This window comes from Actinoplanes sp. NPDC048988, assembly GCF_043197815.1.
In the GTDB taxonomy this organism is placed as follows: domain Bacteria; phylum Actinomycetota; class Actinomycetes; order Mycobacteriales; family Micromonosporaceae; genus Actinoplanes.
Genome location: NZ_JBICTW010000004.1, coordinates 311,485 through 334,684, shown reverse-complemented (window position 1 = coordinate 334,684; position 23,200 = coordinate 311,485). Strand labels below are relative to the sequence as shown.

19 protein-coding genes are annotated in these 23,200 nt (G+C 71.5%); 16 read left to right on the top strand and 3 right to left on the bottom strand.

Features of this window, described 5'->3' with window-relative positions:
- Window positions 1–72: 72 nt before the first annotated feature.
- From ACGFJ7_RS16000 to ACGFJ7_RS15985, 4 genes are all read left to right on the top strand, one after another.
- Window positions 73–1,188 (top strand): transporter substrate-binding domain-containing protein, encoded by a 1,116-nt coding sequence (locus ACGFJ7_RS16000; protein ID WP_360239830.1) that lies wholly within the window; start codon window positions 73–75, stop codon window positions 1,186–1,188.
- Window positions 1,185–2,189, top strand: a complete 1,005-nt coding sequence (locus tag ACGFJ7_RS15995; RefSeq protein WP_360239827.1) for a hypothetical protein — start codon at window positions 1,185–1,187, stop codon at window positions 2,187–2,189. The genes ACGFJ7_RS16000 and ACGFJ7_RS15995 overlap by 4 nt, the downstream gene beginning before the upstream one ends.
- Before the next feature lie 70 nt (window positions 2,190–2,259).
- Complete coding sequence (locus tag ACGFJ7_RS15990; protein ID WP_360239824.1) at window positions 2,260–2,982, top strand: protein phosphatase 2C domain-containing protein; 723 nt, start codon at window positions 2,260–2,262, stop codon at window positions 2,980–2,982.
- Between the two features lie 69 nt (window positions 2,983–3,051).
- Window positions 3,052–5,313: an EAL domain-containing protein gene (locus ACGFJ7_RS15985; RefSeq protein ID WP_360239821.1), complete on the top strand. Its 2,262-nt coding sequence runs from the start codon at window positions 3,052–3,054 to the stop codon at window positions 5,311–5,313.
- A 7-nt stretch (window positions 5,314–5,320) separates the two neighbouring features.
- Here ACGFJ7_RS15985 and ACGFJ7_RS15980 read toward each other — a convergent pair whose 3' ends face one another.
- A complete protein-coding gene (locus ACGFJ7_RS15980) occupies window positions 5,321–5,707 on the bottom strand; it encodes a hypothetical protein (protein ID WP_392642560.1) in 387 nt (128 codons plus the stop codon).
- 71 nt (window positions 5,708–5,778) lie between these two features.
- Window positions 5,779–9,246, bottom strand: coding sequence for an ATP-dependent helicase C-terminal domain-containing protein (locus ACGFJ7_RS15975; protein ID WP_392642559.1), 3,468 nt, complete (start codon window positions 9,244–9,246; stop codon window positions 5,779–5,781).
- A 103-nt stretch (window positions 9,247–9,349) separates the two neighbouring features.
- On the opposite strand from ACGFJ7_RS15975, the gene uraD reads away from it, so the two are divergent.
- From uraD to ACGFJ7_RS15915, 12 genes are all read left to right on the top strand, one after another.
- A complete protein-coding gene (gene uraD / locus ACGFJ7_RS15970) occupies window positions 9,350–9,880 on the top strand; it encodes a 2-oxo-4-hydroxy-4-carboxy-5-ureidoimidazoline decarboxylase (protein ID WP_392642558.1) in 531 nt (176 codons plus the stop codon).
- The gene (gene uraH / locus ACGFJ7_RS15965) at window positions 9,867–10,229 is read left to right on the top strand and encodes a hydroxyisourate hydrolase (RefSeq protein WP_360239809.1); all 363 of its coding nucleotides are present in this window, start codon (window positions 9,867–9,869) and stop codon (window positions 10,227–10,229) included. Before uraD ends, uraH begins: the two co-directional genes overlap by 14 nt.
- A 5-nt stretch (window positions 10,230–10,234) precedes the next feature.
- Window positions 10,235–11,095: a factor-independent urate hydroxylase gene (gene pucL, locus ACGFJ7_RS15960; RefSeq protein WP_392642557.1), complete on the top strand. Its 861-nt coding sequence runs from the start codon at window positions 10,235–10,237 to the stop codon at window positions 11,093–11,095.
- On the top strand, window positions 11,092–12,432 hold the full coding sequence (locus tag ACGFJ7_RS15955; RefSeq protein ID WP_360239803.1) for an 8-oxoguanine deaminase: 1,341 nt from the start codon (window positions 11,092–11,094) through the stop codon (window positions 12,430–12,432). Before pucL ends, ACGFJ7_RS15955 begins: the two co-directional genes overlap by 4 nt.
- Window positions 12,433–12,668: 236 nt before the next feature.
- Window positions 12,669–14,066, top strand: a complete 1,398-nt coding sequence (locus ACGFJ7_RS15950) for a DUF1996 domain-containing protein (protein WP_360239800.1) — start codon at window positions 12,669–12,671, stop codon at window positions 14,064–14,066.
- A gap of 55 nt (window positions 14,067–14,121) precedes the next feature.
- The gene (gene aceB / locus ACGFJ7_RS15945) at window positions 14,122–15,690 is read left to right on the top strand and encodes a malate synthase A (RefSeq protein ID WP_392642735.1); all 1,569 of its coding nucleotides are present in this window, start codon (window positions 14,122–14,124) and stop codon (window positions 15,688–15,690) included.
- A 1-nt stretch (window position 15,691) separates the two neighbouring features.
- Window positions 15,692–16,810, top strand: a complete 1,119-nt coding sequence (locus ACGFJ7_RS15940) for a DUF6986 family protein (protein ID WP_360239797.1) — start codon at window positions 15,692–15,694, stop codon at window positions 16,808–16,810.
- Window positions 16,811–16,855: 45 nt separating this feature from the next.
- Window positions 16,856–17,794, top strand: a complete 939-nt coding sequence (locus ACGFJ7_RS15935) for a DUF6454 family protein (protein ID WP_360239794.1) — start codon at window positions 16,856–16,858, stop codon at window positions 17,792–17,794.
- A 744-nt stretch (window positions 17,795–18,538) separates the two neighbouring features.
- Window positions 18,539–19,393, top strand: a complete 855-nt coding sequence (locus ACGFJ7_RS15930) for a polysaccharide deacetylase family protein (protein WP_360239791.1) — start codon at window positions 18,539–18,541, stop codon at window positions 19,391–19,393.
- 23 nt (window positions 19,394–19,416) lie between these two features.
- Window positions 19,417–20,730 carry an allantoinase AllB gene (allB, locus tag ACGFJ7_RS15925; protein WP_360239788.1) on the top strand — a complete coding sequence of 438 codons (1,314 nt, stop codon included), beginning with the start codon at window positions 19,417–19,419 and terminating at the stop codon, window positions 20,728–20,730.
- Window positions 20,730–21,710, top strand: coding sequence for an allantoicase (alc, locus tag ACGFJ7_RS15920; protein ID WP_392642556.1), 981 nt, complete (start codon window positions 20,730–20,732; stop codon window positions 21,708–21,710). The genes allB and alc overlap by 1 nt, the downstream gene beginning before the upstream one ends.
- Window positions 21,710–22,033: a TfoX/Sxy family protein gene (locus ACGFJ7_RS15915; RefSeq protein WP_392642555.1), complete on the top strand. Its 324-nt coding sequence runs from the start codon at window positions 21,710–21,712 to the stop codon at window positions 22,031–22,033. The genes alc and ACGFJ7_RS15915 overlap by 1 nt, the downstream gene beginning before the upstream one ends.
- Window positions 22,034–22,119: 86 nt before the next feature.
- Here ACGFJ7_RS15915 and ACGFJ7_RS15910 read toward each other — a convergent pair whose 3' ends face one another.
- On the bottom strand, window positions 22,120–23,184 hold the full coding sequence (locus ACGFJ7_RS15910; protein ID WP_360239779.1) for a hypothetical protein: 1,065 nt from the start codon (window positions 23,182–23,184) through the stop codon (window positions 22,120–22,122).
- Window positions 23,185–23,200 lie beyond the last annotated feature (16 nt).

The following is a 23,200-nucleotide window of genomic DNA, read 5'->3' as shown; positions in this document are numbered from 1 at the left end:
GTGGGTGAATCCCCGTCCAAGATTCCTGGCCGTAGCATTCGTGCGGCACGATGGGGCCGCCATGAATGGGAGGTGGCTGTGCCCGAGAGCTCGAGCCGGTTCGCGTGGCCGCTGCGCCGGCGCATGCCGGGGCCCGACGGAAGCGCCGAGGACATCGCGGTGCAGGACGTCGCGGAACGTGAGGCGGCCGACCGGCGGCTGCCGCCGCCCGATCCGGAGCCGCTGGTCGACCCGCCGCCGCGCTTCAACCTGGCCATGTTCCGGCTGGCCGCGCTCGGGCTCGCGCTCGTGCTGGCGCTGGCCCTGGCCGTCGTCCGCGTCTTCGTGGGCGGGCCACCCTCGGTCGCCGAGCTGCGCGCCGAGTCCGGCGTGGACAGCTGGACCGTCCTGCCCATCGGGGTCAAGGACGACCAGCCGGGCGTGGCCTTCCGCGACAAGAACGGTGTCTGGAGCGGCTTCGACATCGACGTCGCGTACATGGTCGCCGAAGATCTCGGTTTCCGCCGCGACGACGTGCGGTTCTACGGGATGGAGAGCGAGGACCGGCTGCGCATGCAGGCGGTCGACCTGGCCGGTAAGCGCGTCCCGGTCAAGATGGTCATCGCCAGCTTCAGCATCACCCCGGAACGCGAGGCCGAGCCCGGCGTGACGTTCTCGCAGCCCTACCTGTTCACCGAGCAGTCGGTGCTGACGCTGACCAAGTCCAAACACCGCGCGGTCTCCACGCTGCGCGACCTCAAGGGCGACCGGGTCTGCTCGCTGTCCACAGCGACCAGCGTCAAGGCATTCCAGGGCTACGACATCGACGTGATCAGCCGCAACCGGATGCGCGAGTGCATCACCGACCTGCGCAACGGCGACGTCGACGCGGTCTCCACCGACGCCGCCATCCTGGCCGGCTTCAAGGACCGGTTCCCGTCCGAGTTCCAGCACTGGGATCTGGGCCTGGAGAAGACCGAGGCGTACGGCGTGAACGTCGGCGACAGCGTGGCCCTGAAAAAACTCGTCGACCTGACGCTGTACCGCTCCTACACCGACCCCGCCGACGACCGCTGGGAGGACGCCTACAAGCGCAACCTGCAGTCCGAGACCGACGCCAACGGGACCACCCCGATCGCCGTCGCCCAGCAGCCGCGCATCACCCGGCCCGACATCCGCGAACTGCCGTGGGAGGACGTCTTCGGATGACCGCCACCTTCGTCCCGCGCCGGCGCCGGGCCCAGCTCAACTGGCTGCTGACCGTCCTGCCGGCCTTCCCGCTGGTGCTGCTCGTCCTGCGGTTGTGGTACCTGAGCCGGCAGGACCTGCCCACGATGCTGCTGCTGGTGCAGTACATCAGCCCGCTCGGCATGATCAGCGCCCTGATCATCACGCTGATCTGGACCGTGCCCGCGGTCATCCTGGTGCTGCGCCTGCTCGGCGGCATCCTGCTGGTCAGCAAGCCCGACGACACCGGCCGGTCGATGCTGGCCGTAACCGCGCTGCGGATGCCCGACTGGGTGGTACTGCTGGCCGCGATGCTGGCCGCCTTCACCTGGCAGCTGCGCCTGCTGCCCACCCTCTGCATGCTGATCGTGGCCATCCTCGGCCTCACCGCGGCCCAGCGCTTCCGGGGCGTGCGCCCGCTGATGCTGTGGATCACCCTGGGCGTACCGGTCCTCGTCGGCGCCCTTGTCCTGATGTTCGTCTGGCCCGGCATCATGGCCGCCCTGCGTACCGGCGAGATGTCGACGGCCATCCTGCTCGGGGTGCCGCCGCTGCTCGGCCCGTTCCTCACCGGACCCGTGCCGGCGTCGGCGGCCCGCCTGTTCACCCACTGGCCGGCGGTCGGCGCCGCCCTGATCGCCCCGCTGCTCATCGGCATCGTCTTCCTGCGCGCGCCCGTTCTGCCCAACAGCGCCGTCGAGGTCGGCCCTCCGAACGGAGCGATCGAGGTCGTACGCGGTCAGCTGATCAGCGTCGACGACACGTCGACCACGGTGTTGCGGACGACCGGCGAGGTCACCTTCATCCCCAACGACCAGGTGCGCTCCAAGACCCTGTGCCCCGAGCCGGTACGCCCACCGGAAAGCAGCGTCGCCGTGCGCGGATGGCCCCTCTCGGCCTCCGTGCTCTCGTGGATCGCCCCGACACGCCGCGTCACCGAAGTCGACCCGCGATGCCTCGGCCGCCCCACGAATCCCAGCTAGGCGCGTTTTCGGGCGACATGCCGCCGACCACGTGCAGACACGGTTGCAATGATCTGGGAAGCTGCACGCCATGACCTTGCACCTGCGGTGGGCGGCCGTCACCGATCAAGGACATGTCCGGAGCAACAACGAGGACTGTTACTACGCCGGTGACCGGCTCCTCGTCGTGGCCGACGGCATGGGCGGCATGGCCGCCGGCGACCTCGCCAGCCGCCTCGCGATCGAAGCCCTCAGCCCGCTCGACATCCCGATCGACGACGATCAGCAGATGGACGCGCTGCACCATGCTCTGGAGGTCGCCAACGGCCGGATCGCGGAGCAGGTCGAGGCGGACAACTCGTTGCAGGGCATGGGCACCACGCTCACCGCGGTCATCTTCTCCGGCTCCCGGGCCGCGATGGCCCACGTCGGCGACTCCCGGGCCTACCTGCTGCGCGACAGCCGGCTCAACCAGCTGACCAAGGACGACACGTACGTCCAGATGCTGGTCGACCAGGGCCTGATCCGGCCCGAGGAGGCGGCCGGGCACCCGCGGCGCTCGGTGGTGACCCGGGTCCTGCAGGGCGAGCCGGTCAGCCCGTCGTACGTGATCGTCGAGCCCGAGGCGGGCGACCGCTGGCTGCTGTGCAGCGACGGCCTGACCGCCGTGGTCAGCAACGACACGATCGAGCAGGAGATGCTCGCGGCCGAGGATCCGAAGTCGTGCTGCGAGCGGCTGCTCGACCTGGCCCTGCGCGGCGGCGGCCCGGACAACGTCACGGTGATTGTCGCCGATCTGACAGCCGGCGACTGACCGTCACGACTGCGGTACCTTACTCCGGTCGCGGATCAGGGGGCCCGCGGCTCGTATCGGGTGGTGATGATGACGGCGCGACTCTTCGTCACGCTGGCGCTCGTCCTCGGTGCCGTCGCGACCGGAGAGCTCACCGGGCCGCGGGGGTGGCGGCTCTTCGAGGACGGCGCGCAGTTGGCCGCGGGAGCGGCCGCGGCCTGGGTGTGTTTCGCGACGGCGCGCGGCCTCGCGGGCCTGCACCGGCGCTGGCGGCTCTTCGCCGGCATCGGGCTGTCCGGATGGGCGCTGTTCCGGCTCTGGTGGCTGGTCCAGGAGCTGACGGTTCCGGGGCGGCCGGCCGACGGCGTCTCCGACGTCGGCTTCTTCGTGCTGCCCGCGTGCCTGCTGGTGGCGCTGCTGTACGCGCCGTACACCCGGCCCCGGCCGGTGCCGACGTCGGTCCGGCGTGACCAGATCGCGCTGCTGATCGACAGCGTGCTGATCTCCGGGTCCATCCTGGCCCTGCTCTGGTCGGCCGTGCCGTTCGACTGGGGTGGCCGCACCACCGCGATGATCGTGGTCGCCGCCGCGTACCCCGTGGCCGACCTGTTCCTGCTCACCATGGCCGTGCTGCTGTTGCTGACCCAGCCCGGCTCGCGGGCCGGGCGGCAGCCGCTGATCTGGGGCGCCCTGGCCCTGCTGGCCTTCGGCGTCTCCGACACGTTCCGGCTGATCGAGCTGAGCGACGGCCGGCTGACGCCGCTGCAGTCGGCCGGCTACCTGGCCGGCCCGCTGCTGCTGGCGATGGCGGCGCTGAGCCCGGTGGTGGTCGCCGACGGCCGCGCGCCGTTCACCGACCGCCACGACTGGCTGCACCTGCTGCTGCCGTACATCCCGGTCACCGCCACCGGCGTCATGATCGCGATCAACACCGGCACCGGCAAGCCGCTGTCGCCGTTCGAGGCGTACCTCGGCTGGCTCGGCCTCGGCCTGGTCGTGGCCCGGCAGATGTTCACCATCGTCGACAACACCGTGCTGCTCGACCGGGTCTCCGAGGGCCGGCAGCGGCTGCACCACCAGGCCTACCACGACCCGCTGACCGGGGTGGCGAACCGGGCGCTGTTTCACGACCGCCTGGCCCGGGCCGAAGGCCGGCCGGTGGCCGTGCTCTTCGCCGACCTCGACGACTTCAAACTGATAAACGACAGCTTCGGCCACGCCATCGGCGACCGCGTCCTGCACGCCATCGCCGGCCGCCTGCAGCGCTGCGCCGGCCCGGACGAGCTGGTGGCCCGGCTCGGCGGCGACGAGTTCGCGGTGCTGCTCGACCACCGCCCCGACGGCGCCGAGGCGGCCGGCCACCGCATCCTGGCCGCGCTGCGCGAGCCGTTCGTGATCGACGGCCACACCATCAGCGTCGGCGCCAGCATCGGCCTGGTGGCGCCCACACCGGGCGAGCCCCTGACGGCCGACGCCCTGCTGCGCCGGGCCGACGCGGCGATGTACGCGAGCAAGCGGCGAGGCAAAGGCACCATGGCCCGCTACGCCGGCGCCCAGGACGGCGGCCCCCACGCCGACCTGCCCCACCTGCTGGCCCAAGCCCTCGAGGACCATCCCGGCGACGCCGGCTTCGAAGTCTTCTACCAGCCGATCGTCCGCTTCACCGACGGCGCCACGGTCGCGGTGGAGGCCCTGGCCCGCTGGACCTCACCGGTGGTCGGCCCGGTACACCCCGACGTCTTCGTCTCGGTCGCCGAACGCACCGGCCTGGTGGCCGCGATCGACGACTTCGTCCTGAACCAGGCCTGCGCCGACGCGGCCGCCCTGGCCGTCGTCTTCGGCCGCCCGGTCGACCTGCACGTGAACGTCTCCGCGGCCCGCCTGGCCCCCGGCCTGGAGGACGTGGTGGTGGCGGCCCTGTCCCAGCACGGCGTTCCCGCGTCCCGCCTGGTCGTCGAGATCACCGAAACCCGCCGCATCTCCGACCTGCCGGCCGCGGCCGCGGTGGTGACCCGCCTGCGGTCGCACGGCATCCGGGTGGCGCTGGACGACTTCGGCAGCGGCTTCAACGCCCTGGCCCAGCTCCACTCCCTGCCGGTGGACATCGTGAAGCTCGACTCGACCCTCACCGACGTCGACATAGCCCCCGACCAGGCGGGCGCGCTGTGCCGCTCGGTGGTGACCCTCTGCGACGGCCTGAACATCGCGGTGGTGGCGGAGGGTATCGAAACGCACTCCCGAGCGGCGGCCCTCGCCTCGCTGGGCTGCTCGATGGGCCAGGGCTACCTGTTCGGCCAGCCCGGCCCGCTGCACCGCCTCCAGCCGCCGGCGATCCCCGCCCAGCTCGCCTGACCGGCCCTCAGTCGCGGGGCCGGTGGTACCTCGTCGTCACACCGAAGGTGACGTCGCGGATCTCCACGAAAGACAGCTGCGGGAGCTTCCGGGCCAAAGCGGCGTGGAGATGGCGGGCGACCAATTCGAAGGTCGGCCGGAAGGCGAAGAGTTCCGTCCACGGTCGAGCCTCGAGCTCGGCGCAGTGTCCTCGGAGGGTGATCGCCGCGGCATCGGTGTCGAAGAACCAGCCGCGCTCGGTCAGTTGCTCATCATCGAACGCCACTCCGGCCGTGACCACGACCTCCACCCCGCCTCCGGCCGGCAGAAGCGGCAGACCGTGCCGCGCCCGCACCGGAGAGACCAGACCCTGCACCGCCCGGAAGCGATGCTCCACCTCGACGACGAAACTCACGGAACCTCCTTTTCTGTGCCCGGCCAGCCGCTCGAGCCGGACCAGCGCCCACCCGGCCTTGATCGAACCGGTCAGCGGGAACGGGGGTTGGCCCGCCGGGTCGGCGTGGCGGTGGTCGGGTCCTCGGGCCAGGGGTGCCGGGGGTAGCGGCCGCGGAGCTCGGCCCGCACCTGGGGATAGCCCTGCTGCCAGAAGGACGCCAGGTCGCGGGTGACGGCAACCGGCCGGCCGGCCGGTGACAGCAGGTGCAGCAGGACCGGAACGCGCCCGTCGGCCAGGCGGGGAGCGTCCCGCCAGCCGAAGGCCTCCTGCACCTTGACGGCGAGCACCGGCGCTTCGACATCGGAGTAGTCGATCCGCACCCGCGACCCGCTCGGAACGGGAAGCCGCTCGGGTGCCACCTCGTCGAGGCGTCCCGCGACGGACCAGGGCAGCAGCCGGCGCAGCCCGGCGGCCACATCGACCTTGGCGAGATCGGCGCGGCGCCGGGCCGACCCGAGGTCGAGCCAGTCCTCGGCCCGCGCGAGAAGAGCCTCATCGGACACGTCCGGCCAGGGATCGCCCATCGCCGCGTACGCGAAAGCCAGCCTCTCCCGAAGTTCAGTGGCGGCCCGGCTCCAGCTCAGCAGCCCCAGACCGGCACGATGCAGCCCTTCCACGAGCGCCGCCCGCACCAGCGCCGGATCGGGATCGGCCAGCCGCCGCTCCACGAGCGTGATCGCCCCGAGCCGCCGCACCCGCCGCGCCACGACATCACCGTCGACCCACCCGATCTCGACGGCCTCGGCCGCAAGAGTCCCGGCCGCCTCGACCGCGGTCGCCTCGTCGAGCGGCGCCGCCGACCGGATCCGCGCGGTAGGAGCCCCCGGCGCCCGATCGGCCGCCGCCACGGCCAGCCAGGTGACCCCCGCCAGCCCGGTGCCCTGGTTCAGCTCGGCAGCGGTCCCACCGGCCATCAGATAGGCCCGCCCACCCGCTTCCCGAACCCGCGCGACCCGCTCCGGATAGGCCAGCCCCACCACGAGCCCCGCAGCCAGATCATCGGGCAGCCACCCATCTCGCCCGCCGCCCTCGGCCTTGCTGTCGGCCCCGGTCTTGCTGTCGGCCCCGGTCTTGCTGCCGGCCCCGGTCTTGCTGCCGGCCCCCGGCTGCCTTCCTCCCGCGCGCCGGCCGCCGCGAACCCGCCCCTCCGGCTCGCTGACCCAAATCGGCCTACCCGCCTCCGCGACATGTGCCCTCTCCCGAGAACCCTCGGCACCCACCGGCACACCGGCCCGATCGGGACGCTCTTCCGCCGGGCCGCTTTCCGCCCGCGAGCTGCTTTCCGCGTGCGGGCTGCTTTCCGCGTGCGGGCTGCTTTCCGCGTGCGGGCTGCTTTCCGCCCGCGAACCGCTTCCCGCCCGCGAACCGCTTCCCGCGCGCGGGCCGCTTTTGGTCTGCGCGCCCCCTTCCGCCCGCGAGCCGTCCTCCGTTCGCGAGGCGCCGTCCGCCCACGAGGCGCGTTCCATTGGCGAACTGCCTCCGCGTGCCGTGTCGCTGGATCGGGGAACGGCGGCATCGGTTCCGTCGAGGTGGGGAAGGCCGGTGCCGCTTTCGCCGGGGTGCGGAAGAGCTGTGTCGGTTTCGTGGGAATGAGGGCGGGTGGCGTCGGTCGTCTCGGGCTTGGTGAGGGCAGCGGAGCCGGCCTTGCCGGGCTCGAAGAAGGCGGCGTCGGTCGTGTCGGAGTCGGTATGGGCGTTGACGAAGGCGGGGTCGTCGGCGGCGGTGAAGGTGGCGTCGGCGTCGGCGTCGGAGTCGGGTTCGGCGGCGTTGACGGAGGCGTCGGAGTCGGGGTCCGAGTCGGGGTCGGCGGCGGTGAAGTCGGAGTCGGCGTGGGCGTCGGCGGCGGTGAAGGTGGAGTTGAAGTCGGCGTGGGCGTGGGCGTCGGGGTCGGCGGCGGTGGTGAGGGTGGCGTGGGCGTCGGTGTGGGCGTTGGTGAAGGTGAGGTCGGTGTCGGTGTGGGCGGCGGCGTCGGTTACGTCGGGGACCGTGTCGTCGGTGGGGGTGCGGGTCAGGGCGGCCGTCAGACGGCGTACCTCGTTGCGCCATGTGGGGTCGGCGGCGTTGCGGGCTCGGCGCCAGGCGGCGACCAGGTCGTCGGTGGTGGTGCGGTCGTCGTCGAGGAGGGCGACGATCTCGGCGGCCCGGCGGGGGCCGACCATGGGGGCGCCGTCGAGCAGGGCTCGGGCCAGGCGCGGGTGGAGGCCGGCGTCGGCCAGGGCGCGGCCTCGCGGCGTTATGCGGCCGGTCTCGTCGACGGCGCCCAGGTCGCGCAGGGTTGCCGTGGCCGCCTGGAAGGCGCCCGCGGGTGGTGGGTCGGGCAGGGACAGGCCGGTGCCGTCGGGGTGGCCCCACAGGGCCAGGTCGAGGGCGAAGCCGGTCAGGTCGGCGGCGGCGATCTCGGGTTCGGGCTGGGGTGGCAGGCGGTCGTGCTGTGCCTCGGACCAGCAGCGGTAGACGCGGCCGGGGGCCTCGCGGCCCGCGCGGCCGGCGCGCTGGACGGCGGCGGCCCGGGACACCGGCACGGTGGCCAGGGCGCCGAGGCCGCGTGCGTGGTCCATGCGGGGCACCCGGCTCAGGCCGGCGTCGACCACCACCCGGACGCCGGGCACCGTCAGGCTGCTCTCGGCGACGGCCGTGGACAGGACGATCCGGCGGCGGGGACCAGGCCGCAGCGCGGCGTCCTGCACCGCGCCGGGCTGGCGTCCGTGCAGAGCGATCACATCGACCCCGGTTTCGACGCCGGCGAGCTTGGTGGCGACCTGGTCGATCTCGCGGGCGCCGGGGAGGAAGACGAGCACGTCGCCGGGAGCCTCGGTCAGGGCGCGGCGGACCGTGGCCGCCACGTGGTCGAGCAGGCGCGGGTCGACGCGCAGGCCCAGCGGGGGCGCGATCGGGGTGGCCGGTGGGCTCCAGCTGACCTCGACCGGGTAGAGCGGGGACTCGGCCTCGACGACCGGGGCGCCGCCCAGGCTCTCGGAGCCCAGGATCTCGGACAGGCGCCGGGCGTCGGCGGTGGCCGAGGTGGCCAGGACCGCCAGGTCGGGGCGGAGAGCCGCCCGTACCTCGATCAGGAAGGCCAGGGCCAGGTCGGTGTCGAGGTGGCGTTCGTGGCACTCGTCGAGGATCACGGCCGCCGTGCCGGCCAGCTCGGGGTCGCGCTGGAGGCGGCGCACCAGGACTCCCGTGGTCACGACCTCTATCTCCGTACGACGGGAAACCTGTCTGTCGCCTCTGACCGTGTAACCCACCCGGTCGCCGACGCGCTCGCCGAGCAGGGACGCCATGCGGCGGGCGGCGGCCCGGGCGGCCAGGCGGCGGGGCTCGGCGACCACGACGCGGCCGTCGCCGCCGGCGAGAGCGAGCGGCACCAGCGTCGTCTTGCCCGTGCCGGGCGGCGACACCAGCACCGCCGCGCCGGCGCCGGACAGCGACTCTCGCACCCGGGGCAGGACCGGGCGGATCGGCAGGGCGGGCAGGGCGTCGTCAGCGATCAGCACCCGCCAATCCTCGCGCAGGGGTACGACATGTTCGCCGAATGTCGTACCGCTCTGGCAAGGTGTCCTGAAACCGGAAAGGACTGCACCCGTACGAGATGGCTGCTTGACTGATCTAGAGGAAGGGGTTGCCCGGATGGACGCGGTCGAGGTGTTCAACTCGATGCCGGCCGTACACCTCGGTGAAAGCCTCACAGCCTGCTGCGCGGCACCCACCTGGGGCGCCACCGTCGTCGCGCGGCGGCCCTATCGCGACCGCGCCGCCATCCTGGCCGAGGCCGACGCCGCCTCGCGCGCCCTGAGCTGGGAGGGTGTGCTGACGAGCCTGGCCGCCCATCCGCGCATCGGTGAGCGGGCGGCCGGCGATTCGGCGGAGGCCGCCTGGTCGCGGATCGAGCAGTCCACCGCCGCCGAGGGCAATGACCGGGCCGAGTTGGCGAGGGTCAACCAGGCGTACGAGGAGAAATTCGGTCATGTGTTCTTGATCTTCGCCAGCGGGCGTTCGCAGGCGGAGATCCTGGCCGCGGCCCGGGAGCGGCTCGGCAACGACGAGCAGACCGAGCGGGAGATCGTGTCCGACGAGCTTCGCAAGATCGCGTTGCTGCGGCTGGAGCGGGTGATCGATGCCCTCGCATGACGGCACCGAGCCGGAGTTCCACGCCAAGATCTCCACGCACATCCTCGACACGGTGAGCGGCGAGCCGGCCCGCGACGTCTACGTGCGGCTGGAGCGGCGCGACTCCGAGGGCTGGCAGCAGCTGGCCGACGGGCGCACCGACGACGACGGCCGGTTCCGGTTCCGGGTGCCGATGCACCAGTGGCAGGCCGGCGGCTTCCGCCTCTTCTTCTACGTCGAGCCCTACCTGGGCGACGACTGCTTCTTTCCCGAGGTCACGGTCGCCTTCCACGTTCGTGACCCGGAGCGGCACTACCACGTGCCGCTGCTGCTCAGCCGCTACGGCTACACCACCTATCGAGGGAGCTGACGGGCGTGTCGATCGTGCTCGGGGAAAACCGTTACGGAAAGGCCGAGACGCGGCTCGTCCGTGTCTCCCGTGACGGCGGGACGCATTCGCTGATCGACTTCACGGTCGGCGTGGCGCTCTCCGGTGATCTCGCCGCGACCCATCTGAGCGGCGACAACTCCGGCGTGCTGCCGACCGACACGATGAAGAACACGGTGTACGCCTTCGCGAAGGAGCACGGCGTCGGCGAGCCGGAGGAGTTCGCGCTGCTGCTGGCCCGCCACTTCGTCACGTCGCAGCCGGCGGTGCGCGCGGCCCGGGTCAACGTGGAGGCGTTCGGCTGGGAGCGGCTCGGCCCCCACTCGTTCCGGCGCGGCGGCGACCACGTCCGTACGGCCGTGGTGACCGTGACCGTCGAACAGACCGAGGTGATCTCCGGGGTGACCGGGCTGACGCTGCTCAACTCGACCGCGTCGGAGTTCCACGGCTTCGTCCGCGACAAATACACCACGCTGCCCGAGACCACCGACCGTATTCTCGCCACCGCGGTCGACGCTCGCTGGCGGCATCTGTCCGACGGCGCCGACTGGGCGAAATCGTTCGACGGCGCGCTGGACGCGCTGATCAAGGGCTTCGTCGACACGTACAGCCATTCACTGCAGCAGACGCTCTTCTCGATGGGCAGTCACGTGCTGCGCACCCGTGACGAGATCGCCGAGATCCGGCTCGTGCTGCCGAACAAGCATCACTACCTGGTCGACCTGTCGCCGTTCGGCCTGGCGAACGACAACGAGGTCTTCATCGCCGGCGACCGGCCGTACGGGGTGATCGAGGGAACCGTGACGCGCGACGACGTGCCCGAGGCGCTGACGGCGTGGTACCAGTGATCCTCATCGAGAACGTCGCGGTCGCCACGGTCGACGACCACGACACGTACCACGCCGACGGCCACGTCCTGGTCGGCGACGACGGGCGGATCGCCGCGGTCGGCGCCGGCCGTTTCGCCGGAGATCTGCCGCGGGTCGACGGCACGGGCTGCCTGGTCACCCCGGGCCTGGTGAACACCCATCACCACCTCTACCAATGGGCGACCCGGGGGCTGGCCCTCGACGAGACGCTGTTCGGCTGGCTGCGGACGCTCTACCCGATCTGGGGCCGGCTCGACGCCGACATCGTCGGCGCGGCCGCCGGGGCCGGGCTCGGCTGGCTGGCGCTGTCCGGCTGCACCACCTCGATGGACCACCACTACGTCTTCCCGCGCGACGGCGGCGACGTGCTCGAGGCCGAGATCGAGGCGGCCCGGCGCCTGGGCGTGCGGTTCCACCCGACCCGCGGCTCGATGGACCTCAGCCAGAAGGACGGCGGGCTGCCGCCCGACAACGTCGTCGAGAAGACCGACGAGGCGCTGGCCGCCACCGAGGCGGCGATCGACCGGTGGCACGACCCCTCCCCGGACGCGATGCTGCGGATCGCGGTGGCGCCGTGCTCGCCGTTCTCGGTCACCGAGCGCCTGATGAGCGAGGCGGCGCAGCTGGCCCGCCGCAAGGGCGTACGGCTGCACACGCATCTCGCCGAGACCGACGACGAGGAGGAGTTCTGCCGCGAGCGGTTCGGCTGCACCCCGGTGGAGTACGCGGAACGCCTCGGCTGGCTCGGCGACGACGTGTGGCTGGCCCACGGGGTGCATCTCGACGACAAGGCGATAACCAGGCTTGCTGGTACGGGTACGGGGGTGGCCCACTGCCCGAGCTCCAACGCGCGGCTCGGCGCCGGCGCGGCCCGCGTGCGCGAACTGCTCGATCACCGGGTTCCGGTCGGCCTGGGCGTCGACGGCTCGGCCTCGCAGGAGGCGGGCCATCTGGGGGAGGAGCTGCGGCAGGCGCTCTACACGGCGCGCCTGCGCGGCGGGCCGGGCGCGCTGAACGCCCGCGAGGCCCTGCGGCTGGGCACGATGGGCGGCGCCCGGTGTCTGGGCCGGCAGGACGATCTCGGCTCGATCGAGGTGGGCAAGCTGGCCGACCTGGTCGTGTGGCGCCTGGACGGTCTCGGGCACGACGGCATCGACGACAAGCTGGCCGCCCTGGTCTTCGGGCCGGCCGCCCCGGTCGAGCTGTCACTGGTCGGCGGCCGGCCGATCGTCGAGCGCGGGGAGCTCGTTCACGGTGACGCGGAGACCCTGGCGCGGGAGGCTCGCCGAGCGCATCGCCGCCTCGTACAGACTTAAGAAAGACTTAAGGAAGTTCGCCGGCAAAAATGTTATCGAGAATGGATATCGCGGCCACCTGCGGCGTTGGAAATAGCAATTCTGAAGTCTTTCTCCATGGTTTGAAATAGGCGCCTTCGATCTGCATAATCCCTGGTGAAGCGGTCCCCCCCCCACGATCACCTGGAACGGCAGAACGAAGAATGCGGACTGAATCCCAGCACGTCGCACCGCCCAATCCACGTACCCGGCGCCGCGTGACCCGCACCGTCCTCGGCGCGGCCGTCGTCGCCACCCTGGGCGCCAGTGGCGTCTACATCGCCAACGCCAACGCGGCCGAGACCGTCGTGCCCGGCCGCCTCCAGGCCGAGGCCTTCTCGGCCCAGTCGGGCGCGCAGACCCAGAACACCGACGACAAGGACGGCGGCAAGAACGTCGGCTGGCTCGCGAACGGCGACTGGCTGCGCTACGACAACGTCACCATCGGCTCGACGATCACCGCGCGCATCGCCTCCGACAACGCGGCCGGCGGCTCGATCGAGCTGCGGCTCGGCTCGGCCACGGGCACCCTGCTCACCACCATCCCGGTCGGCAAGACCGGCGGCTGGCAGAAGTGGGCCACGCGCACGGCCACGGTGAAGGCGCCGGCCGGCAAGCAGAAGCTCGTCGCGGTCATGAAGAGCCAGCAGTCCGGCGACTTCGTGAACATCAACTGGTTCACCCTCGGAGCCACCCCGGCTTCGAGTACGCCGACCACGGCCCCCACCACGGCTCCCGCGACCACCCCGCCCGCTCAGACGGCGGGCTGGGTGACCATGGACCAGGCCAAGTGGAAGGCTCAGCTGGCCGCCTTCAACGCGATGACCCCCAAGGCCATCACCAACAACCCGGTACGCGTGTCGGAGTTCAACGCCTCCTGCACGGTCAGCCACTCGCTGGCCGACGACCCGATCGTGCTGCCCGGCCTGCCCAAGGGCTCGCACATGCACTCGTTCCTGGGCAACGACTCGACCGACGCCTTCACCACCACCGACACGCTGCTCAAGAACGCCGGCTCCAGCTGCAAGCCGCTGCAGGACCGGTCCGCGTACTGGATCCCGAGCCTGTACGAGAACGGCAAGGCGATCGAGCCGCACGGCGTCACCGTCTACTACGGCTCGCGGCTGCCCGACCCGACCAAGACCGTGCCGTTCCCGCAGGGCTTCCGGATGATCGTGGGCGACGCGAAGCGCCAGGTCGCCACGCCCAAGGGCGCCCCGGGCCAGTTCTGGTGCGCCGGCGCCGGCGGCGAGACCGGCCGCAGCGCCGACGGCAACTGGCCGGTCTGTGCCAAGACGGCCGAGCTCACCTTCCAGCTCACCTTCCCGGACTGCTGGGACGGCGTGCACCTGGACAGCCCCGACCACAAGTCGCACGTCGGCCCGGCCGACGGCCAGGGCAAGTGCAGCGGCAAGTTCCCGGTGGCGATCCCGTCGCTGTCGTTCGTGATCGGATACCCGACCTCGGGCACCAGCGCCGGCTTCAAGCTCTCCTCCGGCAACGCCAGCTCGATGCACGGCGACGCGTTCTTCGCCTGGGACGACGCGGCCCTCGGCCACCGGGTCAAGGACTGCATCGTGCAGAAGGCCAAGTGCAACACGGACGGCAATTTCTGACATAACCGGCGGACAAAAGGGGCTGTGGACAACCGGGCACAGCCCCTTTTTCTCCATTACCGTACGGAGGAAGCCAGCACCGCGAGAGGAGCCGTCGACGATGACCGAGATCCTGTCCGACGAAGCAGTGGCGTTCGTCGCCGATCTGAACCGGCGGTTCCGTCCCCGTCGTAACGAGCTGCTCGAGGCCCGTAAGAAGCGCCGCTTCGGTTTTCTTCCGGAGACGGCCGACATCCGCGCCGCCGAGTGGAGCGCCCCGCCCGCGCCGGCCGACCTGCGCGACCGCCGCGTCGAGATCACCGGCCCGACCGAGCGCAAGATGACCATCAACGCGCTCAACTCCGGGGCCAAGGTCTGGCTGGCCGACCTCGAGGACGCGAACACCCCGCACTGGCAGAACGTCGTCGACGGCCAGCAGAACCTGCACGACGCGATCCGGCGCACGATCACCCTGAAGACCGAGGCCAAGACGTACGAGCTGAACGGCGGCCCCTACCCGACGATCGTCATGCGGCCCCGGGGCTGGCATCTCGACGAGCGTCACCTGCCGGTCGACGGCGAGCCGGCGGTCGGCGCGCTGGTCGACTTCGGCCTCTACTTCTTCCACAACGCCAAGGAACTGATCGAGCGCGGCAGCGGGCCGTATTTCTACCTTCCGAAGATGGAGTCCCATTCCGAAGCCGCTCTCTGGAACGACGTCTTCACGTATGCGCAGGAGACGCTCGGCATCCCGGTCGGCACCATCCGCGCCACCGTGCTGATCGAGACCATCCCGGCCGCGTTCGAGATGGAGGAGATTCTGTACGCGTTGCGCCCGCACATCTCGGGCCTCAACGCCGGCCGGTGGGACTACCTGTTCAGCATCATCAAGTACTTCCGCGACGACCCGTCGATGATCCTGCCCGACCGGGCCTCGGTGACGATGACCGCGCCGTTCATGCGGGCCTACACCGAGCTGCTGGTCAGCACGTGCCACCGGCGCGGCGCCTTCGCCATGGGCGGCATGGCGGCCTTCATCCCCAGCCGCCGCGATCCCGAGGTCAACGAGGTGGCGCTGGCCAAGGTGCGCGAGGACAAGGAGCGTGAGGCCGGCGACGGCTTCGACGGCTCCTGGGTCGCCCACCCCGACCTCGTGCCGGTCTGCCAGGAGATCTTCGACCGGGTGCTCGGCGACGGGCCCAACCAGCTGGCCAAGCAGCGTCCCGACGTCCAGGTCACCGCCGAGCAGCTGCTCGACGTCGCGAGCACCCCGGGTCAGGTCACCGAGACCGGCCTGCGCTCGAACGTCTCGGTCGCCCTGCAATACCTGGAGGCGTGGCTGCGCGGCAACGGCGCGGTGGCGATCAACAACCTGATGGAGGACGCGGCCACCGCCGAGATCTCCCGGTCGCAGGTGTGGCAGTGGATCCACAACGGCGTGCGCCTGCCCGACGGCACCGAGATCACCGCCGACCTCGTGGGCCGTGTCGAGGACGAGGAACTGGCGGCGATCCGCGAGAAGATCGGCGACGAGGCGTGGGCCGCGAGCCGCTTCGACGACGCGCGCAAGCTGTTCGAGCGGGTGGCGCTGGCCGACGACTTCGCCGACTTCCTGACCACCGCCGCCTACGACTCGATCGACTGAGATGCGACTCACCGGCGACGACTACGCCGAGCTCGACGCCCGGCTGAAAGACCACGACGCCCACCTGGCGCGCCGCTATCCGGGCGAGCGCGCCGGTCGCCAGCCGGTGCACACCGTCTACGTGCCCGCCGACCGGCTCGACGGGTTCCGCGACTGGGGCCCGAGCGCGCTGAAGGCCATGGACGAGTTCGGCTTCCCGTGGCGCGAGGAGCAGATCGAGGACAAGCTGCGCACGGAGCCGATCGAGGACCTGCGCGTCGACTTCGAGGACGGCTACGGCGTCCGCGACGACGAGCAGGAGGACGCCGAGGTCCGGCGGGCCGTCAAGATCTTGCGGGACGGGCCACGGCCGCCCTTCCTCGGCCTGCGGATCAAGTCGCTCGAGGCGCCGACCCGCCACCGGGCGCTGCGCACGCTCGAGGTGTTCCTCGACTCCTATCAGGACACCGACTTCGTCGTCACCCTGCCCAAGGTGAGCGGCCCGGCCCAGGTCGCGGCCATGGTGGCACTGCTCGACAAGCTCGGGGCGCCGATCGGCTTCGAGATCCAGGTCGAGCTGCCCAGCGCCATCCTGTCGGCCGACGGCGTGGCCACTGTCGCGCAGCTGATCACCGCCGCCGAGGGCCGCTGCACGGGACTGCACTACGGCACGTACGACTACAGCGCGGCCGCCGGGGTGGCCGCCGCCTACCAGGCGATGGACCATCCGGCGGCCGACTACGCCAAGGCCGTCATGCAGGTCGCGGCCGCGCAGACCGGCGTCCGGCTCTCCGACGGCTCGACGAACGTCCTGCCGGTGGGCAGCCGCGACCAGGTCCACCACGCCTGGGAGCTGCACCACCGGCTGGTGCGCCGTTCCCTCGAACGCGGCTTCTACCAGGGCTGGGATCTCCATCCGGCCCAGCTGCCCACCCGGTACGCCGCCACGTACGCGTTCTTCCGCGACGGCCGCGACGCCGCGGTCACCCGGTTGCACCGCTACGTCGACCGGCAGGACAGCGGCATCGCCGACGAGCCCGCGACCGCGCGCGCCCTGGCCGCGTACCTCCTGCGGGGTCTCGACTGCGGCGCCCTGACCGACGCCGGCTTCTCCCGACCCGAGTTGATCTCTTTTCTCTAACGTGATCGACGAGCCTCGTTCAAGGAGGCGATCCATAGTGACCGAATGAAGAAACTCGCCCTGATTCTCGGCGCGACCCTCGCCCTGGTCTCCGCCGGCGCCTCGGCCCAGGCGACCCCCGGCCGCGGCGACAGCGCGCTGGCCAAGGACCTCGCCGCCGTGACGCGTTCCACCGCGTGGACCCAGCTGTCCGCGCTGAAGCTGAACTTCCCGACGTTCCACCCCGAGGGCCTGGTCGTCACGAAGGACCGCTTCTACCTGAGCTCGGTCGAGATCATCGAGCCCACCGTGAAGTACCCGGAGCCCGTCGACGGGTACGACCGCACTCCCGGCAAGGGCGTCGGCCACCTGTTCGTGATCGACCGCGCCGGCAAGCTGATCAAGGATGTGATCCTCGGCCACGACATCGTCTACCACCCCGGCGGCATCGACATCGCCGGCGACGACATCCTCGTCCCGGTCGCGCAGTACCGCCCGAACAGCTCGGCCGACATCTACAAGGTCAGCACCCGGACCCTGAGGGCCACCCGCCTGTTCACGGTCCGCGACCACATCGGAGGCATCGTCTACGACCCCACCACCGGCCGCTACGTCGGCAACAACTGGGGCTCGCGCAAGTTCTACGAGTGGACGCGCGAGGGCCGGCAGCTGACCACGTGGCTCAACCCGACCAACCTGATCGACTTCCAGGACTGCCAGTACGTCCCCGCCGGCAAGCTGGCCTGCGCCGGCATCACCGGGCTCCCGGCGGCGCCCGGCGCCACCGGCGGCTACGAGCTCGGCGGCATCACGCTGATCGACCTGCACCGCCGCGCCATCGTCAACGAGTTCCCGTTCCAGCAGTGGTCCGCCGCCGGCCATGTCCTGACCCGCAATCCCGTCAAACTCGCCGCCACCGGCTCCACCATCACGATGTGGGCCGCCCCCGACAACGGCGAGGAAGTGGCGGGCACGCAGATCTACACCCTCCAGGCCACGATCTAGAGGTACGCGGCGACAGGCGGGCCAACCGCACGAGCGGGAACCCGCCTGTCGGGCGCGGCCTTCTGCCGCTCGGGGCCGTAGCGCGACTCTCGCGCCACGGCGTTGTTGCTCGTTCGGGCGGTTAGGGCAGGCTTCCCTTCGGGGCGGGTCGGTGATCCGCTACGTTGGCTCTGGTGCGGACGCCGATCGATGTCTCCACATGGGACTGTCGGGCCGCGATTCCCGGAGGAGTACGGTGCAACCGCGTATCGTGACGCGACCCCGCCCGAGCCGGCAGACCGTCTGCTCCGCGCGGCGCGTACGGCGCTGGACGAGCGTCCTCGCCGGCTGGCCGAGCTGGCCGTCCCGGCGCCGGCGCCGGCCACCCACCCGAAACTGGTGAACCCGGCGTCAGCGTGACAAGCGTTCCCCCCACGCCGGCGTGTCGCCGACGGCATCGAGAACGCTCATCGTCCTGACCTCGACGGTAGGCCGGCGACCGGACGTTTGATCGGCGACAGCCTGCGCCCCGGCCCCGAGTTCGCGCCGCCCGGCACCCGCCTCGTCCGCGTCTTCCGCCAGGACTTGCCAGGCACGGGGACCGCCACCCAGCCCGCGGTCACATGCCTCGACCCTAGGCCGCGGACTAGGCACGCGACAACGCGGTAGGAGCCAATGAGCTGCAATAACGAGCATCTGGTGCTCCAGGGTTGCGCGCGGGGTCGATCATGGCTCGGGACAGTGGAAGCGGGTTAGGACGTACGCATGCGAATGAGCAAGGCAGTCAGGGCGGTCGCCGTGGGCACGATGCTGGCGGTCGTCGCCGGGTGCAGCGGCCCGGCCGCGACCCCGCCGGGCGGCGCCCCGAGCCCCAGCGCCCCGGTGGAGAGCGCCCCGGTGGAGAGCGCCCCGGTCGAGAGCGCTCCGGTGGAGAGCGCGCCCGACGTCCATCAAGCCGCCCTGGCCTCCCTGCCGGCGAATCTGCGCGCGCGGATCCCCCGGTTCCCGCCCGCGCCCGCCGCGACCAAGGTGACCCTGCCGCCGGGCGACGCGGCCGGCTGGTTCAGCCGGATCCCGACGAACCAGAAGGTCGCTTTCATCACCATCGACGACGGCTGGGTGAAACATCCCCTCGCCCTGAAGCTCTTCCAGGCGTCGAACGTGCCGATCACGCTCTTCCTCGAGGTCAACGCGATCAAGGACAATCCCGGCTACTTCAAGCCGCTGCAGGCGGCCGGCGCCACCATCGAGGACCACACGATCAGCCACCCCAACCTCCGGGGCAGGTCGTACGCGTTCCAGAAGCGCGAGATCTGCGGCGGCGCCGACCAGCTGGCCGAGTACTACGGCCGCCGGCCCGTCCTGTTCCGCCCGCCCGGCGGCACCCACGACGCCACCACGCTGCGGGTGGTCAAGGACTGCGGCATGAAGGCCGCCTTCTACTGGAAGGAGACCACCGACCACGGCGTCGTCTTCTACCAGGAGGGCAAGACGGTCCAGCCCGGCGACATCATCCTGATGCACTTCCGCCCGCGCTTCGTCGACGACTACCTGGCCGTCCTCAACGCCATCCACAAGGCCGGCCTGACCCCGGCCCGGCTGGAGGACTACATCCCCTGACACCGAGCCAGTAGGCTCGGCGGATGGTCGATCTGGTGCTCCGGTCCCGGCAGGCCGTGACCAGCCATGGGGTGCGGCCGGCGGCGGTGGCGGTCGAGGGCGGCCGGATCGTCGGGGTCGACGACTACGACCAGGTGTACGACACGGCGATCGACACCGACCTGGGCGAGACGGCGCTGCTGCCGGGGCTGGTCGACACGCACGTGCACGTCAACGAGCCGGGGCGGACGGCCTGGGAGGGGTTCGCCACGGCCACCCGGGCGGCGGCCGCCGGCGGTGTCACCGTCATCGTCGACATGCCGCTGAACAGCCTGCCTCCGACGGTCAGCGCCGGCGCCCTGGCCGTCAAGCAGGAGGCGGCCCGCGGGCAGACCCACGTCGACGTGGGGTTCTGGGGCGGCAAGATCCCCGGCAACACGCATGACCTGCCCGGGCTGCACGCGGCCGGGGTGTTCGGGTTCAAGGCCTTCCTGGCCGACTCGGGGGTGCCGGAGTTCCCGCCGGTGTCGGGGGAGGAACTGGCCGAGGCCCTGACCGCGACGGACGCCCTCTTCGTGGTGCACGCCGAGGACCCGGCGCATCTGACCGCCCTCGCGCCGTCCGCCTCGTATCGGGACTTCCTGCGCTCGCGGCCGGCCGAGGCCGAGCACGCGGCGGTGGCGACGGCGATCGAGGCGGCACGGCGGACCGGCGGGCGGGTGCACATCCTGCATCTCTCCGCGGCCGGGGCGCTCCCGCTCATCGCGGCCGCCCAGGCCGACGGCGTACGGGTGACGGCCGAGACCTGCCCGCACTACCTGACGCTCGACGCGGACGCGATCGCCGACGGGGCCACCGAGTTCAAGTGCTGCCCGCCGATCCGGGACGCGGCGAACGCCGGCCTGCTGTGGCGGGCCCTGGCCGACGGGCTGATCACCTGCGTGGTCAGCGACCACTCGCCGTGCACACCCGAGCTGAAACGGCGCGACACCGGCGACTTCGCGGCGGCCTGGGGCGGCATCGCCTCGGTGCAGCTCGGGCTGCCGGTGATCTGGACCGAGGCCCAGGCCCGCGGTCACACGCTCGGTGACGTCGCCGAGTGGATGGCGCGGCGGCCGGCCGACCTCGTCGGCCTGCGGAACAAAGGGCGGATAGCGGTCGGGGCGGACGCCGATCTGGTGGCCTTCGACGCCGAGGAGACGTTCGTGGTCGAGCCCCACCGGCTGCACCACAAAAACCCGGTGACGCCGTACGCCGGAAAGACGTTGCGAGGTGTGGTCCGCACGACGTGGTTGCGCGGGCACGCGGTCACCGGGTCGGCGCCGGCCGGCATGTTCCTGAGCCGAGAGGACGCTTGATGGACGATTTCATCGCGCTTCCCGACCTGGCGTCGAGGGCGTTCGGCGGGGGCGTCGTCTACGCGAACGACGAATTCTTCGCCGCGGCCGACCATCTGGTGCTGCCCACCCCGCCGGTCTTCGTCCCGCGGACCTTCGACCACAAGGGCCAGGTGTACGATGGGTGGGAGACCCGCCGGCGGCGTCAGCCCGGGTCCGACGTGGCCATCGTGCGGCTGGGCGCGCCCGGCGTCGTTCGCGGCGTCGATGTGGACACCGCGTTCTTCACGGGCAATTTCCCGCCGTACGCCTCAATCGATGGTGTGGCGGTCGACGGCTACCCGGCGCCGTCCGCGCTGGCGGAAGCGGGATGGATTCCGCTGGTTGCCAAATCACCGCTGACCGGGGACAGCCGAAACCTGTTCGCGGTGGCGGACGAACGGCGCTTCACCCACGTACGGCTGACCATCCATCCGGACGGGGGAGTGGCGCGGCTCCGAGTGCACGGCACGCCCGTTCCCGACCCGTCGCTGCTGCCACCGGAATTCGACGTGGCCGCGATCGCCTACGGGGCGGCGGTGACTGACTGCAGCAACACGTTCTACGGCCACCCCGAGAAGATGCTCATGCCCGGCCCGGCCCTGCACATGGGCGACGGCTGGGAGACATCGCGGCGCCGCGACGACGGCAACGACTGGGTGGAGATCCGCCTGGCCGCACCGGCGACGATCTCGTTCGCCGACCTGGACACCACCCACTTCAAGGGCAACTCGCCCGGCTGGGCCGCCGTGCACGGCCGGTCGGGCGAGTCGGAGTGGCGGGAGATCCTGCCGAGGGTCGCCTTGACGCCGGACACCCCGCATCGCTTCCGCGTCGAGCCGTCGCCGGCGGTCACCCACGTACGGCTCGACATCTACCCCGACGGCGGCATGGCCCGCCTGCGCCTGCACGGACGCCCCACACCCGGCCATCTCGAGGACAACTTCGAGAGGTCCCGCTGATGGCGTACGACGAAACCCTGGCCCAGCGCCTCCGCACCCGCCTCACCGATCCCGCCCTGACCGAGCGCAAGATGTTCGGCGGGCTGGCCTTCTTCACGAACGGCAACATGACGGTCGGCGTGCACGCCGACGAGCTGATCGTGCGCCTCGGCCCGGACGGCATCGCGGCCGCTTTGACCCGCCCCGGCGTGCGGCCGTTCGAGGTGGGCGGGCGCTCGATGAAGGGCTGGATCCTGGTCGCCGGCGACCACCTCGACGACCCGGAACTCGACGCTTGGCTGGCCGAGGCGCGCGATTACGCGGGAGCGCTCCCGCCCAAGTGAGCGAACGGCGCGCTAATCGCCGGTTCGCTGTCGCTGTCGCCGGTTCGCTGTCGCTGTCGCCGGAGTGAGCGGGTGCGGTGTGCGGTTCAGGCCGGGTTGCTGCCGCCGAAGTGGGCGGGTGGGGCGACGCGGCGGGCCCACTCGGCGGCCTCGTCGGTGGGCAGGGTGCGGGTCACGACCATCTCCGGGGGCATGAGCGGGTAGGCGCGGCCCAGGTTCCAGCTTCGGGCGTACGGCGGAGGATCGAGCACCACCACACGGTGATCGCCCAGCAGCGGGATGTCGGCCGGGCGGCCCTCGTTCCAGATCCAGGCGCCGGTGGCGTCGGCCAGGTTGAACTGGCCCCGAATGCCGCCCTCGGGCATCATCTCGCCGTTCGTGGCGGCGGCCACCCAGGCCGGCTGGGGCGCGGTGCCGGGCAGCCGTTCCGGCCCGATCAGCGTGGCGGCCAGCAGAGTGTGCAGCTGGAAGTTGTCGCCGATGCCGCTGATCTTCAGGTCGTACGCCCGGCCGGTCTCCCGATGCAGCACCAGCAACGGCTCGTCGTCGAGAACCAGCAGCAGACCATGCAGCCAGGGCGCGTCCTCGACCCGGCCGCCGATGGCGGTGGTGGCGGCGGTCAGCCGATCCCGGTGCGGCAGCGACAGCCGTGCGTTCTTCTGCTGCAGCGGCAGCAGCAGGGCGGGAATCCACGCGTTCACGGTGAACCACGCCTGCGTGATCTCCCCGGCCTCCTCGACGGCCAGCCCCGACACCCGGGCGACCCGTTCACGCAGCTCCCGGTACTCGGCCGCGCCGGACGGCGCGGCAACCTCACCGAGCTCGCCGGCGACCGCCCCGAACTGCGCGGCCAATTCGAGGCCACCGGCCACCCGGTCGGCCAGCACACCGAGAACCGGCACCGGATCGGCCCCGATCTCGATCAGGGCCGCGGTGAGCGAGGCCAGCTGACCCCCGTTGCCGAGCGCGACCTGCTCGAGGGCCGGCGTGAGCCGGACCAGCCCGGCGCTCAGATCCTCGGTGGAGGACTGCTGTGCCCGCTCGACGACGGCACGGAAACTCTTGGTCGAGGCCCGCTCGTCAAGCCGGATCACGGCTTCGGCCAGCTCGGTGCAGAGATCGGGAAGGGGGCGCGCGCGACGTCCGAACATCGATGCATCGTACGGT